Raw genomic sequence first — 16162 nt, forward strand, 5'->3', positions numbered from 1 at the left:
AGTCGCGTACCGCTTCCGGGAAAACCCGTAATGACATGGTCGGACATCTGGTCCATAGCTCTTTGCGAATTCTTTTCGATGAGGAGGACAGCCCATGAAACTGATGCGTGTAGGCCAAGCGGGTAGCGAGAAGCCGGCGATTCTTGATACAGACGGCAAAATCCGTGATCTTTCCGCCCATGTTTCCGATATTGGTGGTGCGGCGATTTCTCCCGAAGGGCTGAAGAAGATCGCGGCGCTCGACCCGAAAAGTCTGCCGGAAATTGCGCCGGGCCGTATCGGCGCCTGTGTCGCCGGCACCGGCAAGTTCATCTGCATCGGCCTGAATTTCTCCGATCATGCCGCCGAAACCGGCGCCACAGTGCCTCCCGAGCCGATCATCTTCATGAAGGCGACCTCCGCCATTATCGGTCCCAATGACAATGTCGTCATTCCGCGCGGCTCGGAAAAGACCGATTGGGAAGTCGAGCTCGGCGTCGTCATCGGCAAGACGGCGAAATACGTCTCGGAAGCCGAAGCACTTGATTACGTTGCCGGTTATTGCGTTTCCGACGACGTCTCCGAACGCGCTTTCCAGACCGAGCGCTCCGGCCAGTGGACCAAGGGCAAGTCCTGCGACACCTTCGGCCCGATCGGACCCTGGCTGGTGACCAAGGATGAGATCCCCGATCCGCAGAACCTCGGCATGTGGCTGACCGTCAATGGCGAGAAGATGCAGGACGGATCGTCGAAGACCATGGTCTACGGCGTCGCTTTCCTCGTTTCCTATCTCAGCCAGTTCATGTCGCTGCATCCGGGCGATGTTATTTCGACGGGCACGCCGCCCGGCGTCGGCATGGGCCAGAAGCCGCCGCGTTATCTCAAGCCCGGCGATGTCGTGGAGCTCGGCATCGAAGGTCTCGGCACGCAGAGGCAGACCTTCGTCGCCGATATCTGACCGAGCCGGTCTCTTAACGATTGAAGAGCATGATGATGCCGGGGATGTAATGCCCCGGCATTTCTTTTGCGGTGCGCATACCTATGTTGCTATGCAACAAAAGCCTGTTAATCTGCGTTGAAGTGCCAGCAGAGATAATGGAAAGAAATGTGTGCCAGCCCCCAAGGCGCCGTCTTTTCCGGTAAAGAAAGGTGGCGCATCTCATGTTTTATCAGCTCTACGAACTGAATCACGCTGCAATGGCGCCGTTTCGCGCTGCCGCCGATGTGATGCGGATGGCCTATGCCAATCCGCTCAATCCCTGGTCCCAGACACCTTTCGGCCGCACGATCGCTGCGAGTCTCGAAATGTTCGAGCGCACCACGCGCCGCTATGGCAAGCCGGAATTCGGCCTGCCCGAAACCGTTGTCGATAGCAAGAGGGTCAAGGTCCGCGAAGAGATCGTCTGGTCGAGGCCGTTCTGCAATCTGCTGCACTTCTCGCGCAATCTGCCCGCCAATCATCGCGACCCGCGAATCCTGATCGTCGCGCCGATGTCCGGCCACTATGCGACGCTGCTGCGCGGCACAGTCGAAGCTCTTCTGCCAAGCGCTGATGTTTACATCACTGATTGGATCGATGCCCGGATGGTGCCGATGACGAACGGCACGTTCGATTTTGACGACTATGTCGACTATGTCATCGAGATGCTGCATTTTCTCGGGCCCGACACGCATGTCGTCGCTGTCTGTCAGCCCTCGGTGCCGGTGCTTGTGGCCGCTGCCGTCATGGAAGAAGCAAATGATCCGCTCTCTCCGGCGTCGATGACGCTGATGGGCGGCCCGATCGATACGCGCATCAATCCGACGGCCGTCAACAAGCTTGCGAAAGACAAGCCGCTGGAATGGTTTGCCGACAACGTGATCATGAACGTTCCCTGGCCGCAGCCGGGTTTCATGCGTCCCGTCTACCCGGGCTTCCTGCAGCTCTCCGGCTTCATGTCGATGAACCTCGACCGCCACCTCGTGGCGCACAAGGAGTTCTTCATGCACTTGGTGAAGAACGACGGCGAGCCTGAAAAGCACCGTGATTTCTATGACGAATATCTGGCGGTCATGGATTTGACGGCGGAATTCTACCTGCAGACCGTCGATCAGGTGTTTATCAAGCACGCGCTGCCGAAGGGCGAACTGGTCCATCGTGGCAAGCTTGTCGATCCCAAGGCGATCCGCAACGTTGCCTTGCTCACCGTCGAAGGCGAAAATGACGACATATCGGGCGTCGGGCAGACACATGCCGCGCAGACGATCTGTACGAACATTCCAGACAACATGCGCATGCATTATCTGCAGCCGGATGTCGGCCATTACGGTGTGTTCAACGGCTCGCGTTTCCGCAAGGAGATCGCCCCGCGGATCGTCAATTTCGTCCGGGAGCACGCACGATCCTCGAAACCTGCCGTCAAACGCGTCATCAAGGGCGGCAAATCCGGCTAGTTAGCTATTGCTGATTTAATCCTTGTCATTCAAGGCATTGTCCGATTTCGCGGGCAATCGTCTTGAAGGGGCGGGGAGCGGTAACCACATCGATTTCCAGCATTCGGTATTCTGCCGGGTGCAGAAAGCGAGGATACCGCACGATGAACCAGTCAGCATTGCTTCGCCCGGATTGGACTCCGGCTACCATTGCCCTGATGGTGCTGGGCTTCGTGGTCTTCTGGCCTCTCGGCCTGGCCATGCTTGCCTATATCATCTTCGGCGAACGCCTTCGCGGCTTCAAGCGCGATGCCAACAACGCTGCCGATGGCTTCTTTGCCAGCTGCCGCCGTTCGACGCATGGCCGCCACCGCCCGCATTTCTCGACAGGCAACGTCGCCTTCGATGACTGGCGGAAAGCCGAGATCGACCGCATCGAGGAAGAGCGCCGTAAGCTCGACGAGATGCGCGAAGAGTTCGACAACTACATGCGCGAGCTTCGCCGCGCCAAGGACCAGGACGAATTCGACCGCTTCATGCGCGATCGCAAGAACGCCAAGCGCGACGACAACGGCCCGGTCGCCGAATACCAGACGCCTTGAAGGCTCTGGTGAAGAACGAGCGAACCGGCATCACCGATGCCGGTTTTTCTTTGTCTGGAATTGCCCGAATCGTATAGAAAAGCACCATGTTTCCGCTTCTTTCCAAGCCGCGGCGCCCGTCCGTCAGAAAGCCTGCTCCGCCGGAGACGAGGACGCTTGATGTCGCCGGCCGATTGATGCCGCTGACGATCAAGCAGCATGATCGCGCCACGCGGATCACGCTGCGGATCGAACCCGGTGGCCGGGCGCTGAAAATGACGGTGCCGTGCGGGCTCGCCCAGCGCGAGGTCAACGCCTTCCTCGACCGCCACCAGGGATGGCTGCTGACGAAACTCGCCAAGTTTTCACAGGATACCGGGCTTCAGGATGGCGGCGAGATCCTCCTTCGCGGCATCCGTCACCGCATCAGGCTTACCGGCAGCCTGCGCGGCCTTACGGAAGCGGTCATCGTCGATGGCGATCATATCCTCAGGGTCAGCGGAATGCCGGAGCATCTCGGCCGGCGGGTCGCCACCTTCCTGAAGAAGGAAGCCCGCGCCGATCTCGAACGCCTGGCGCATTTCCACGCCCGGTCTATCAAGGCGCCGATCAAGTCGATCTCGATGAAGGATACGCGCAGCCGCTGGGGATCCTGCTCTTCCGAGGGAAATCTGAGCTTTTCCTGGCGCATCGTCATGGCGCCGCCTTCGGTGATCGACTACCTCGCCGCCCATGAAGTGGCCCATCTCAAGGAGATGAATCACGGCCCGCGCTTCTGGGCTTTGTGCGAGAAGCTCTGCCCCGATATGGATGAGGCCAAGGGCTGGCTGAAGCGCCACGGTAGCCTGCTTCACGCCATCAGTTTTGACTGAGCGGAAACCGCGCGAAATTAAGCCTCCATCGCAAATTGGCTCGACTCTTTTGCCTTTTCGTGTCACTTCGCTGCCATGAAACCGGACATCAAAATCTGTGGTCTGAAGACGGCCGAGACGATCGATCGCGCGCTGAAGCGCGGCGCGACCCATATCGGCTTCATCTTCTTCGAAAAAAGCCCGCGCTATATCGAGCCTGACGTCGCCGGAAGGCTGGCGGACGCGGTGCGCGGCAAGGCCAAGATCGTGGCCGTCACGGTCAACCCAACGAACGACGATCTCGATGAAATCGTTGCACTTTTGCGCCCCGATATCATCCAGCTTCATGGCGATGAAAGCCCGGAACGCGTTTTGACCATAAAGGCCGTTTACGGTCTTCCTGTCATGAAGGCTTTCTCGGTGCGCACCTCCGACGATTTGAAGCGGGTCGAGGCCTATATCGGTATCGCTGATCGCTTCCTCTTTGATGCGAAGCCGCCGAAAAGCTCCGAATTGCCCGGTGGAAACGGGGTTTCCTTCGATTGGAGCCTGCTCGACTGGCTTGACGGAAGCGTCGATTACATGCTTTCCGGTGGACTGAACAAGGACAACATTGCCGACGCGCTGATCATCACCAAAGCGCCAGGCATCGACGTTTCCTCCGGTGTCGAGAGTGCACCGGGCGCGAAAAGCGTCGCGATGATCGATGAATTTTTCGATGCGGTCGAGAAGGCGTATCAGCCTGAAACCGCTTCAGGGAGTTAAGAGTGAACGAGACGCCTAAACCGAATTCCTTCCGTTCCGGCCCTGATGAAGATGGCCGTTTTGGCATCTATGGCGGCCGTTTTGTCGCCGAGACGCTGATGCCCCTCATTCTCGACCTGCAGGCCGAATGGGACAAGGCGAAGTACGATCCGGAGTTCCAGGCTGAACTGAAAAATCTCGGTGCCCACTATATCGGCCGCCCGAGCCCGCTGTATTTTGCGGAACGGCTGACGGCCGAGCTCGGCGGCGCGAAGATCTACTTCAAGCGCGAAGAGCTGAACCACACAGGTTCCCACAAGATCAACAACTGCATCGGCCAGATCCTGCTCGCCAAGCGCATGGGCAAGACCCGCATCATCGCTGAAACCGGCGCCGGCCAGCATGGCGTTGCTTCGGCGACCGTTGCCGCCCGTTTCGGTCTTCCCTGCGTCGTCTATATGGGCGCCACCGATGTCGAGCGTCAGGCGCCGAACGTTTTCCGCATGAAGCTCCTCGGTGCCGAAGTGAAGCCGGTGACGGCTGGACACGGCACGCTGAAGGACGCCATGAACGAGGCGCTGCGCGACTGGGTCACCAATGTCGACGACACCTATTACCTGATCGGCACCGCCGCCGGCCCACATCCCTATCCGGAGATGGTTCGGGATTTCCAGGCGGTGATCGGCACTGAAGCCAAGCAGCAGATGCTGGAAGCCGAGGGACGTCTGCCAGATCTCGTCGTTGCCGCCGTCGGCGGTGGCTCGAACGCCATCGGCATCTTCCATCCGTTCCTCGATGATGAAGGCGTCAAGATCGTCGGCGTCGAAGCGGGCGGCAAGGGTTTGCAGGGTGACGAGCATTGCGCCTCGATCACCGCCGGGTCGCCGGGCGTTCTTCACGGCAACCGCACCTACCTGCTGCAGGATGGCGACGGCCAGATCAAGGAAGGCCATTCGATTTCGGCCGGCCTCGATTATCCCGGCATCGGCCCGGAGCATTCCTACCTGAACGATATCGGCCGCGTCGAATATGTGCCGATCATGGACCACGAAGCGCTCGATGCCTTCCAGACGCTGACGCGCCTTGAGGGCATCATTCCGGCGCTGGAACCGTCGCATGCGTTGGCCGAAGTCATCAAGCGCGCGCCGAAGATGGGCAAGGACGAGATCATCCTGATGAACCTCTCCGGCCGCGGCGATAAGGACATCTTCACCGTCGCCAAGATTCTCGGAATGGATGCTTAAGTCATGACCGCACGTATGGACAAACGCTTTGCCGATCTGAAGGCCGAGGGCCGCCCGGCGCTGGTCACCTATTTCATGGGCGGCGACCCGGATTACGACACGTCGCTCGGCATCATGAAGGCGCTGCCGGAAGCTGGTTCCGATATTATCGAGCTCGGCATGCCGTTTTCGGATCCTATGGCCGACGGTCCGGCAATCCAGCTGGCCGGTCAGCGCGCCCTGAAGGGCGGCCAGACGCTCAAGAAGACGCTGCAGCTGGCTGCGGACTTCCGCAAGTCCGATGATGCGACGCCGATCGTCATGATGGGTTACTACAACCCGATCTACATTTACGGCGTCGAAAAGTTTCTCGACGATGCGCTGGCATCCGGCATCGACGGCCTGATCGTCGTCGATCTGCCGCCGGAGATGGATGACGAGCTCTGCATTCCAGCGATCCGCAAGGGCATCAATTTCATCCGCCTGGCAACGCCGACCACCGACGAAAAGCGCCTACCGGCCGTTCTGAAGAACACGTCCGGCTTCGTCTACTACGTTTCGATGAACGGCATCACCGGTTCGGCTCTGCCGGATACGTCGCTGGTCTCGGGTGCCGTCAAGCGCATCAAGGAGCACACCGATCTGCCTGTTTGCGTTGGCTTCGGCGTTAAGACCGCCGACCATGCAAAGGTCATCGGCGCTTCGGCTGACGGCGTTGTCGTCGGCACTGCCATCGTCAATCAGGTGGCCACGAGCTTGACCAAGGACGGAAAAGCGACAGCTGATACGGTTCAGGCCGTTGCCACGCTGGTCCGCGGTCTTTCATCGGGAACGCGTTCGGCGCGCCTTGTTGCTGCCGAATAGTTTCCCCACATTGGCTGTCGTCAATCAGGAGTTTTCGACTTGAACTGGATCACCAACTACGTACGCCCGCGGATCAATTCCATGCTGGGCCGCCGCGAAGTTCCTGAAAATCTCTGGATCAAGTGCCCGGAAACGGGCGAGATGGTCTTCCATAAGGATCTGGAAGACAACAAGTGGGTCATCCCGGCGTCTGGCTATCACATGAAGATGCCGGCCAAGGCCCGTCTTCTCGATCTGTTCGATAATGGCGAATATGAAGCGCTGGTGCAGCCGAAGGTGGCTCAGGACCCGCTGAAGTTCCGTGATTCCAAGAAGTACACAGACCGCCTGCGCGACAGCCGCCTGAAGACCGAGCAGGAAGACACGATCGTTGCCGGTGTAGGCAAGGTGCGTGGCCTGAAGCTCGTCGCCGTCGTGCACGAATTCAACTTCATGGGTGGTTCGCTCGGCATCGCTGCCGGTGAGGCAATCGTCAAGGCATTCGAGCGCGCGATCGCGGAAAAGTGCCCGCTGGTGATGTTCCCGGCTTCCGGCGGCGCGCGCATGCAGGAAGGCATTCTGTCGCTGATGCAGCTGCCGCGCACCACCGTTGCCGTCGATATGCTCAAGGAAGCTGGCCAGCCCTATATCGTCGTCCTGACGAACCCGACGACCGGCGGCGTGACGGCTTCCTATGCCATGCTCGGCGATCTTCATTTGGCTGAGCCGGGCGCTGAAATCTGCTTTGCCGGTAAGCGCGTCATCGAACAGACCATCCGCGAGAAGCTGCCGGAAGGCTTCCAGACGTCGGAATATCTGCTGGAACACGGTATGGTCGATATGGTGATCAAGCGTCATGATATCCCCGATACGCTGGCGCGGGTCCTAAAGATCCTGACGAAAAAGCCGGCAAATACCGTCGTAACCAATGGCAGTGCGGTCGCGCTGGCAGCGAGCGCCTGATCGATCCAGAACCTGCCTGAGCGGAGGGCCGAATGATACCCAGGGGTCAGACCGTCGTGAGCGAGGCAGCACAGGAAATAGACAAGCTCCTGGGATTGCATCCCAAGGGCTTCGATCTGTCGCTGGAGCGCATCACCCGGCTGCTCGAAGTTCTCGGAAATCCGCAGGATAAGCTGCCGCCGGTAATTCATGTCGCCGGAACCAACGGCAAGGGTTCTGTTACTGCCTTCTGCCGGGCGCTCCTCGAAGCTGGTGGCTACAGCGTTCATGTCCACACTTCGCCTCATCTGGTGAATTGGCACGAGCGCTACCGCATCGGCGTCAAGGGCGGACGCGGAGAGCTGGTTGAAGACGCGGCTTTCGCCGATGCCGTACGCCGCGTTGCCGAAGCCAATGGTGGCCAGAAGATCACCGTTTTCGAAATCCTGACGGCCGTGACCTTCCTGCTGTTTTCCGAGCAGCCTGCCGACGCGGCTGTTATCGAAGTCGGCCTTGGCGGCCGCTTCGACGCGACGAATGTCATCTCCGATCCGGCCGTCTCGGTCATCATGCCGATTTCCCTGGATCATCAGCCCGATCTCGGTGACCGGGTCGAGCTGATCGCCGCCGAAAAGGCGGGCATCATGAAGTCGAAGCATCCTGTCGTCATTGGCCAGCAGCCTTATGACGCAGCGCTTGAGGTGCTGATGTCGACGGCCGAGCGGCTGCATTGCCCGACCGCCGTCTATGGCCAGGATTTCATGGCCCACGAGGAATATGGCCGTCTCGTCTATCAGGATGAGTTCGGCCTTGCAGATCTGCCGCTACCGCGGCTTCCCGGCCGCCACCAATACGCCAATGCCGCTGCTGCCATCCGCGCTGTCAAGGCCGCCGGTTTCGTCGTCACCGAAGCGATGATGGAGAAGGCGCTTCAGGGTGTGGAATGGCCCGGGCGTCTGCAGCGGCTGACCGAGGGGCGGCTGATGTCGCACGCACCTGCCGGTGCGGAGATCTGGGTCGATGGCGGACACAATCCCGGCGCCGGCGAGGTGATCGCCGAGGCGATGGCGAACTTCGAGGAAAAGCTGCCAAGACCGCTCTATCTGATCACCGGCATGATCAACACGAAGGATCCCGTCGGTTATTTCAAGGCATTTGCGGGACTGGCGGAGAAAGTCTTCTGCGTTCCGATCCGTGGAAGTGATGCGATGATCGACCCGGTCATTCTGGCCAATGCAGCCTATGACGCCGGTCTGGTGGCCGAGCCGATGTCGAACGTCGGAGACGCGCTCGATGCGATCAAGGAAATCCTCGATCCGGCCAAGCCGCCGCCACGCATCCTGATGGGTGGCTCGCTCTATCTGGTCGGCGACGTTCTCTCGGATAACGGCACACCACCAAAATGAAAAAAGCCCGGTCGAAGCCGGGCTTTTTCCTTGAATGTGAAAGCGCTTTAAGCGGCGCTGGAAATCCAGCTCGAAAGAGCTGTCTTCGGCGCGGCGCCAACCTTGATGTCCGCAACTTCGCCGGCCTTGAAGATCGCCAGCGTCGGGATCGAGCGAACGCCGAACTGAGCAGCCAGTTCCGGGTTTTCATCGATGTTGAGCTTGGCAACCTTGACCTTGCCTGCCAGTTCGGTCGCGATCTCTTCGAGGCTCGGGGCAATCATCTTGCACGGGCCGCACCATTCAGCCCAAAAATCCACAACAACAGGTTCTGCAGATTCCAGAACTTCTGACTGGAAGTTATTGATATCGACTTTCACGGTAGCCATAGGCTGCTCCTTCACGGGAATTATCGTTGAACCACATGTGATGGTGCGGTGTCATAATTTCAATGTCCGGTATTTCACTTTGTCTTGAGTGCCGCAAGCGCCAATTCGAGGGTCCGCTCGGTGAGGCGGTGAACCGTCGCGTTTTCGGTGTAGACGAGCACGCACTCTATTTCCTTGCCGGGATAAAGCGGTTTCAGGATTTCCCGGTAGATCGAAAGCTGCGCCTTGTGTGCAAAGGGAACCCTGTCCTCCGTCTCAGGCGGAACGCGATTGGTCTTGTAATCGAGGACAACCACCCGGTCCGTCAGCACCGCGAGACGGTCGACCCGGCCCGATACGGCATAGTGCTTTCCGTCGAGGTCGAGCGTGCCCATGATCGAAACTTCAGGCTGGGCATGGGCTGCAAAGACCGGCTGCAGCCTGTCTTCGCCCAATAGTTTCAGAACCGAATCGACAAGCCGGCGCCGCTCCGCGTCCGACCAGAAGCGCGCCGCGCGCCCGGCATAGCGCTCGGCGGCAAGCTGGCGCTCCTGAGGCGGGATGTCAGGCAGCATCTGCAGCATGCGGTGGATCAACCGGCCTTTTTCCAGCGACCTGTCGGACCGCTCCGGGGTGCTGAACAAAGGCGAGGTCACCAGAAGCTCATCGGCTTCTTCGTCGATGACGGTACCCGCGCCCGATGGGCTGAGGGGTCGCGGCAGCGCTCTCTGCGGTGGCAGAGGCTTGAGTATACCAGCTGGCAGGACGTCTTTTTCGCGCTTTTCCGCCAGCTGTTCTGCCCGCTCGAAGCTGCGCTCCACCTGCGGAACCCGCCAGGTCACGCCTGGCCAGCTGCCGTCCGGCCCTTCGAATTCGACAGCGTTCACCTGCGGATGGCTTTCGCTCATCGCGGTGGAAATCATCGCATGCCACGTATCGGTATTGGCGCGCACGCCGCGATAGCCGCAAACGATCAGCCGGTCGGCCGCGCGCGTCATCGCCACATAGAGCAGTCGGCGGTATTCCTCTTCCGCCAGCGTCTGGATGCGGGCGGCGTCGGCTTGCGTACGCGAATTGGCGAGATCGCCGACCGGCACCCAGACCGGCATCGGATACTCGTTCGCTGTCTCGAGCAACCTCAGTTTCGGCATATGCGTATGAGTAAACGCCTTGCCGCCGCTATCGACCAGAAAGACGATCGGCGCCTCCAGGCCCTTCGAGGCATGCACCGTCATGATGCGCACTTCGTTTCGCCCTTTGTCCTGCTCGCGCTTCACCTCGGGCGCCTCGAGTTCGAGCGTCGAGATGAAGGATTGCAGCCCGGGCAGGCCGGAATTCTCGTGATCGAGCGTGAAGGTCAGGAATTCGTCAAGAATATCGCTGACTTCGGTGCCGAGCCGCGCCAGAAACTGGCTACGGCCACCGTGAACGCCAAGCACACGGGCGTAGAAGTCATGCACAGACAGGCTTCGTGATTGCTCCAGGAAAAGCTCAAGCCGTTTCGCCGCCGCCACGAAGCGCTCGTGGCCGTCGGCGGCGAAGCGCTGCAGATGGCTCCAGACGCTCAGATGTTCGCTTCGGAGCGCCGCCAGCGCAAAGATATCGTCTTCCGTGAGATCGAAGAGCGGGCTTTTCAGCACCGCTGCAAGCGAAAGATCGTCCTGCGGCAGAAGCAGGAAGCGCCCAAGCGCCAGCAGATCCTGCACCGCAATGTGGCTCGTCAGCTTCAGACGGTCGGCACCGGCGACCGGAATGTTGTTCCGCCGTTTCAGCGCCCGCGTCAGCGCGTTGACGAAACTGTCACGCTTTCGAACCAGCACCAGAATATCGCCGGCCTCGATCAGCCGTTCCTTGCCCTTCTCGACGATCGTTTCGTGTCCGACCAGCGTCTCGATCGTATGCGCCATGCGCCGCGCCAGGATCGCCGGCGGCGCGCTCTCGGGCGTGGCATCGAAAGGGGCCGTCCAGTCCTCGTCCTTGATGGCGACTTCGGGCGCTACCATTGCCCAGAGATCGACTGCGCCTGGATGGCCGATCCGGCTTGACCGGTGGATGACCGGCTCGCCCTCGGCGCTCAGCCCACGCGCATTTTCAGGTGGTGTGAAGACATGGTCGACGGCGGCGAGAACGTCGGACGTCGAACGGAACGACAGCGGCAGGCGCACCGGCGTGAACTGCTGGCCGCCGGCCTGCACCTTCCGCTGCGTCCGTTTGCTTTCTTCCGAAAAGCGCTCGGGCCGCGCGCCCTGGAAGGAATAGATGGATTGCTTTTCATCACCGACGGCAAACAACGTGCGGATCACCGGCCGGGCGCTCTCGCCCGAGAAGAAATCCTCCGCCAGCGACTGGATGACGCTCCATTGGATCGGGCTGGTATCCTGGGCCTCATCGACGAGAATGTGGTCGATGCCCTGGTCAAGCTTGTAGTGGATCCATGGGCCGATGCCGCTCTTCGTCAGAAGATCGGCCGTGCGCGTGATCAGGTCCTCGAAATCGAGGTGGCTGCGCTGCTTTTTCAGGGACTCATAGTCGCGGTTCAGGCGCTCGGCGAGCACGAGCGCCGCATGCGTCGCCGTATACATCCGCATGATTTTTAGCCGGTCCCGGCAGGCGACGACGTGATCGCGGGCAGCTGCGATCGCCGCTGTCAGTTCTGGCGCATCGGCAAGCATCGCCTTCACGGTGAATTGCGAATCCGTTTTCGGCTGCCCGTCCACCTTCAGGAAGATCTTCTCCAGAAGTTCGGCCCGCTTCGCCGCACTTCGCTCGTTCGAGGTTTGGCGAAGACCGTAGGCAACCTCCTGCGCCTTGGCGCCGCCTTTCTGCGCAGCCAGCGTCATGTAGAGATCGAGCGTCAGCCCGGAAAGCTCCGGTAGCGGCCAGTATTGCTCGGCGATGCTGGCTTCGCTCTCCGTATCGGAAAGCTTCAGGTTCTTGCGCAGTGCCGCGGCAATGCCGCCATGCGCTTCGGCGGCCTGCGTGAAGCGGCGGATGGCGTTGCGATTGGCGACGATCTCTTCGAGCAGCGCTTCCAGCCCGCTTTCGTCGCCGAGGTTGAGAACGTATGAGAACGCTTCGGCAAGCGTCTGATCGTCTTCCGGTCCCGTCGCCGTCAGCAGCGAACGGCGCGCATCCGCAAGAAGGGTCGCCGCTGCCCGGTCGTCGAGAACCGAGAAGTGACCGGCGACATTCGCCTCCAGCGGAAACTGATGCAGCAGCGCCTCGCAGAAGGCGTGGATCGTCTGGATCTTCAATCCGCCGGGCGTCTCCAGCGCCTTGGCGAAGAGTCGCCGTGCTTCGGCGAGTTTGACGCGATCGGGTGTTTCTCCCTCGATCAGCGCGATGCGTTTGCTCAATTCCTGATCCGGCAGAACCGCCCATTCGGCAAGCCGCGCGAAGACACGGTTCGACATCTCGGAGGCCGCGGCCTTGGTGTAGGTCAGGCAGAGGATCGCCGAAGGCCGGGCACCGGCCAAAAGCAGCCGGATCACGCGTTGCGTCAGGACGTGCGTCTTCCCGGATCCGGCATTGGCCGACACCCATGCCGAGCGTAACGGATCGGAGGCGATCGCCTGCTGAATGGTCGTCCAGCCGATCCATACGCCCGGATCGTCGCTATCGGGGAGAGCGGTAATGTCATTCATCGCCACTAGCTTCCTCGTCTTCTGCCGTCGACCATTCCGAAACCCGGGCCAGATGATCGTAGTCGCCGCCGAACTCGAACTGTTGTGCCGGGATAAGCCGCGATGTGAAGCCCCGCTCGCCGGATTGCAGCAGGGAGACAAACTTGACGAGCTGATCAATCGATTCCTCGGCAAGATCGAGCGCCGACTTCGCCTTGTCGCTGCGTGTCGAATTCTCGTTGTTGACGGTATCGGCCCGGAAGCGGCTGCCGGGCCGCAACCGGACGTAAAGCAGATCCTGCGGAATGAGGCTGCCGGCATCGCGGAAGGCACCGGCGCTCAGCGCGGCAGCTTCGAGAGCCAGCTGCGGGTCTAGCAAGGCGCGCGCTTGCGCAGGCGAAGGATTGTAGCCGGTCTTGTAATCGATGATATCGGCAGATTTCGGCCCGGTAATATCAATCCGGTCGGCGACGCCCGTTAGCCGGATGTTGATCGTCTCCAGCTCGACGCTGCCGCGAACTTCGGTCACTGTCTTGCGGATGCCCGGCCGCCGCTCGGCTTCCCACGCCAGGAAGCTGCGGGCGACCTCGCGAAAGCGCGGCCGCCAGACGGCGTCGATATGGGCCGGCAGCTCTTCCCTGTCAAAAAGATCGTTGAGGATAGCCTCCATCGCCCTTTCGCCGTCAGGCGTTCCGGCGATGTGCCCTTCGCGCACGAAGCGGTCGATGATCGCGTGATAGAGCGTGCCGCGTTCTGCGGCACCGGGATCGCGGTTAAACGGTTCGACAGGGTCGAGCCGCAGAATGCGCCGCGCATAGATCGCATAGGGATCGCGCCGGAGGCGGCCGACTTCGCTGAAGGAATAGGATTTCGGCTGCAGTTCGGAGGGTGGAATCGGCGAGGGGCGCTGCGCCGGCGCCTGGGTCTTGCCGTCATCAAGAAGATTGACCCAGTGCACGAATTTTTCGCCACGGTCCTTCAGCGCGGCTTCGAAAGCGGTGCCACCCAAAGCCAGTAGACGCTGCAGCCAGCGCGAGGCAACCGTCGGCGTCGAGCCCTGGCGGAGTGCGCGCGTATAGATCAGCTTCCGGGTGCCGCTCGCAATCTCGAAATCGTGGGCCAGCTGCCCGATACGCCGCTCCGGCGGCTCGAGGCCAATCTCCGTTTTCATCATCCGCGAAATGAAGGGGTTGTTGGCCGTCTGCCCCGGCCAGGAACCTTCGTTCAGGCCTCCGAGCACCAGCGTATCGACAGCCTGGAGACGGGCTTCCAGCGTACCAAAGATGAAAACCCGGGGATGGCTGAGCGCGCGGGGCTTGGCAGCCTGTCCGGCCGACAATGCCGTCATGATGTCGATCCACTGCGGACCGTCCGCCTCGATCTGCCCGTTGGTGTCGATCACTTCGCCGAGCAGTACTGCAAGCGCATCGCCGGCTTCTCCGCTCCAGAGACCGGCAAGGTCGCCGCGGTGATCGCGAGCCACGGCCTCGAGCACGCGGCCGGTCCTTGAGGCCCATTCGGAGAGCTGCAGGTTCACTGTCAGGCTGCGCCCGTCAGGTCCACGCTTGACCATTGCCGATGCCAGCGGCTCGGTCGCCGCTGCGATCCGCTGTGCCAGATCCTGGGCCTGATCGATCGCATCCGATGGCAGCGACTTCCGCCAGTTCGGCGCATAGCGGTCGGCCTGCTGTTCGGCAAGCTGACGCTCCAGCAGGGCCGGCAGCGTGCTGATATCGACCTCGGCAACACCGCCGCGCAGCGCGAGAAGCTCGAGGGCTTCGACGGCGCTTGTCAAAATGGTCTTCTCAAGACTGAAATGCGTGAGCGGATGCTTGAGGAGTGCCACCAGCGCCACCGGATCGCCGGGCCGTAGCGTCGCTTCCAGAACCAGCTGCAGGAAAGTGCCCTGCGGCATCGCAGAAAGCGGCGTACCGGCCGAATCGTCGGCGATAATGCCGAACCGGGCGAGTTCGGACATGACGCGGCGCGCGAGATTGCGATCAGGCGTAATCACTGCTGCCTGGCTTTCGCCGTTGCGGCCCGGCTCCTCTAGGGCGAGGCGCAAGGCGATGGCGATTGCCGTTGCCTCCTCCCGCTCGTTGGCCGCCTCGATCAATGCAACGTCGGCAAAGCCTGCCGACAACGCGTCCGCGGGAAGCTCGTTCTTCCACTCGCCCCAGCCGCTTGTCGCCTCCGCCGGTGCAAGCGCCCGCGACAGTACCTCCGCACGCCGTTGCAGGTCAGGCTCGGCGTCGATCAGCGGGGCGACATCATTGCGTGTCAGTTTCAGGCGCTTCAGCAGATGCGACAGACCATATTGAGAGTGGCTGCGGCTCGCAGGATTGGCGGTTCTTCCGGGTTGCGGATCCGGCGCCACCATCCGCCAATGCTCGTCCGGCATCGACAGATCGAGGCCCGGCAGCACGATGACGCCCTCGGGAAGATCGGCAACGGCGGCAATCAGATCGGCGGTCGCAGGCACGGAGCCCGTCGAGCCGGCAATGATGATCGGGCCTGCCGGTCGGGACGTTGCAAGACGGTTCGCTTCCGCCCGCAGGATTGCGTTGCGGTGCCGGGCAGGGGATGAGCGCCCGAGTTCGGCCAGCCGTTCGGGCCAGAAGGCGCTGGCAATCTGCAGAAACTCCGCTGTCAGCTGCCACCAGAGTGCATGATCGGAGGCGTCGAGATTGGCAAGCTCCGCCCATTCCCGGCCCTCAGTCTCGATCGAGTCGATCAGCTCGGCCAGATTGCGCGCCAGCCAGATCGCGTCGGCCGGGCTTGCCGGGGCTGCGAGAGGCGACTCGGCGTGGATGCGGCGGACGATATCCGGCAGCCTGTTGCGCCAGGCAAGGATGAGCCTTGCAAGCTCCAGCAGGCGGGCAGTGTTGGAAAGTGGCTGCGCAAGGTCGAGGGTCGCAGGCAGCGCCTCCTCGAAATAGCCGCTGTCGTCATCCGTCTCACCGAGCGGCCGGATGACCGGCAGAATGGCCGAGCGGCCGCCGAGCAGATCGACGAATTCAGAGCGGAGCACGCGGGCTGCGCGCCTGGTCGGCAAATAGATCGTGACTTTCGAAAGCGATAGCGGATCGTCGGGATCGTGCCGGAAAAGCGGCGTCAGCCGGCCGTCGCAAAGCGTTTGCGCGAGCACTTTCAGAAACGGCGCTCCTGCCGGTATCGTCAGGATGCGCGGCTGATGACGCTCACTCATCGC

Annotated in this window: 12 protein-coding genes; 9 read left to right on the top strand and 3 right to left on the bottom strand. The window is 61.3% G+C overall.

Annotated elements, in window-relative coordinates; all coding sequences use genetic code 11:
• Window positions 1–94: 94 nt before the first annotated feature.
• The 9 genes from J2X43_RS20405 (at window position 95) to J2X43_RS20445 (ending at window position 8981) form a co-directional block, all read left to right on the top strand.
• Window positions 95–937, top strand: coding sequence for a fumarylacetoacetate hydrolase family protein (locus J2X43_RS20405; protein WP_310296641.1), 843 nt, complete (start codon window positions 95–97; stop codon window positions 935–937).
• 203 nt (window positions 938–1140) lie between these two features.
• On the top strand, window positions 1141–2412 hold the full coding sequence (locus tag J2X43_RS20410; protein WP_310296642.1) for a polyhydroxyalkanoate depolymerase: 1272 nt from the start codon (window positions 1141–1143) through the stop codon (window positions 2410–2412).
• Window positions 2413–2555: 143 nt separating this feature from the next.
• Window positions 2556–2993: a DUF2852 domain-containing protein gene (locus J2X43_RS20415; protein ID WP_112540324.1), complete on the top strand. Its 438-nt coding sequence runs from the start codon at window positions 2556–2558 to the stop codon at window positions 2991–2993.
• Window positions 2994–3079: 86 nt separating this feature from the next.
• Complete coding sequence (locus J2X43_RS20420) at window positions 3080–3844, top strand: SprT family zinc-dependent metalloprotease (protein WP_310296645.1); 765 nt, start codon at window positions 3080–3082, stop codon at window positions 3842–3844.
• 75 nt (window positions 3845–3919) lie between these two features.
• Window positions 3920–4588, top strand: coding sequence for a phosphoribosylanthranilate isomerase (locus J2X43_RS20425; RefSeq protein ID WP_310296647.1), 669 nt, complete (start codon window positions 3920–3922; stop codon window positions 4586–4588).
• 2 nt (window positions 4589–4590) lie between these two features.
• A complete protein-coding gene (gene trpB / locus J2X43_RS20430; RefSeq protein WP_310296649.1) occupies window positions 4591–5811 on the top strand; it encodes a tryptophan synthase subunit beta in 1221 nt (406 codons plus the stop codon).
• Window positions 5812–5814: 3 nt separating this feature from the next.
• On the top strand, window positions 5815–6654 hold the full coding sequence (trpA, locus tag J2X43_RS20435) for a tryptophan synthase subunit alpha (protein ID WP_112386020.1): 840 nt from the start codon (window positions 5815–5817) through the stop codon (window positions 6652–6654).
• A gap of 39 nt (window positions 6655–6693) precedes the next feature.
• The gene (accD, locus tag J2X43_RS20440) at window positions 6694–7596 is read left to right on the top strand and encodes an acetyl-CoA carboxylase, carboxyltransferase subunit beta (RefSeq protein WP_112386021.1); all 903 of its coding nucleotides are present in this window, start codon (window positions 6694–6696) and stop codon (window positions 7594–7596) included.
• A gap of 32 nt (window positions 7597–7628) precedes the next feature.
• Window positions 7629–8981, top strand: a complete 1353-nt coding sequence (locus tag J2X43_RS20445) for a folylpolyglutamate synthase/dihydrofolate synthase family protein (RefSeq protein WP_310296652.1) — start codon at window positions 7629–7631, stop codon at window positions 8979–8981.
• Between the two features lie 47 nt (window positions 8982–9028).
• Here the strand turns inward: J2X43_RS20445 and trxA are convergent, their stop codons facing one another.
• The 3 genes from trxA to addB all read right to left on the bottom strand — a co-directional run bounded on the left by trxA (window position 9029) and on the right by addB (window position 16159).
• Window positions 9029–9349, bottom strand: a complete 321-nt coding sequence (trxA, locus tag J2X43_RS20450; protein ID WP_112386023.1) for a thioredoxin — start codon at window positions 9347–9349, stop codon at window positions 9029–9031.
• A 74-nt stretch (window positions 9350–9423) separates the two neighbouring features.
• Window positions 9424–12972 (bottom strand): double-strand break repair helicase AddA, encoded by a 3549-nt coding sequence (gene addA, locus J2X43_RS20455; RefSeq protein ID WP_310296653.1) that lies wholly within the window; start codon window positions 12970–12972, stop codon window positions 9424–9426.
• The gene (gene addB / locus J2X43_RS20460; protein WP_310296654.1) at window positions 12965–16159 is read right to left on the bottom strand and encodes a double-strand break repair protein AddB; all 3195 of its coding nucleotides are present in this window, start codon (window positions 16157–16159) and stop codon (window positions 12965–12967) included. Before addB ends, addA begins: the two co-directional genes overlap by 8 nt.
• Between the last annotated feature and the right edge of the window lie 3 nt (window positions 16160–16162).

The organism is Rhizobium sp. BE258 (assembly GCF_031457345.1).
Taxonomy (GTDB): Bacteria; Pseudomonadota; Alphaproteobacteria; order Rhizobiales; family Rhizobiaceae; genus Rhizobium.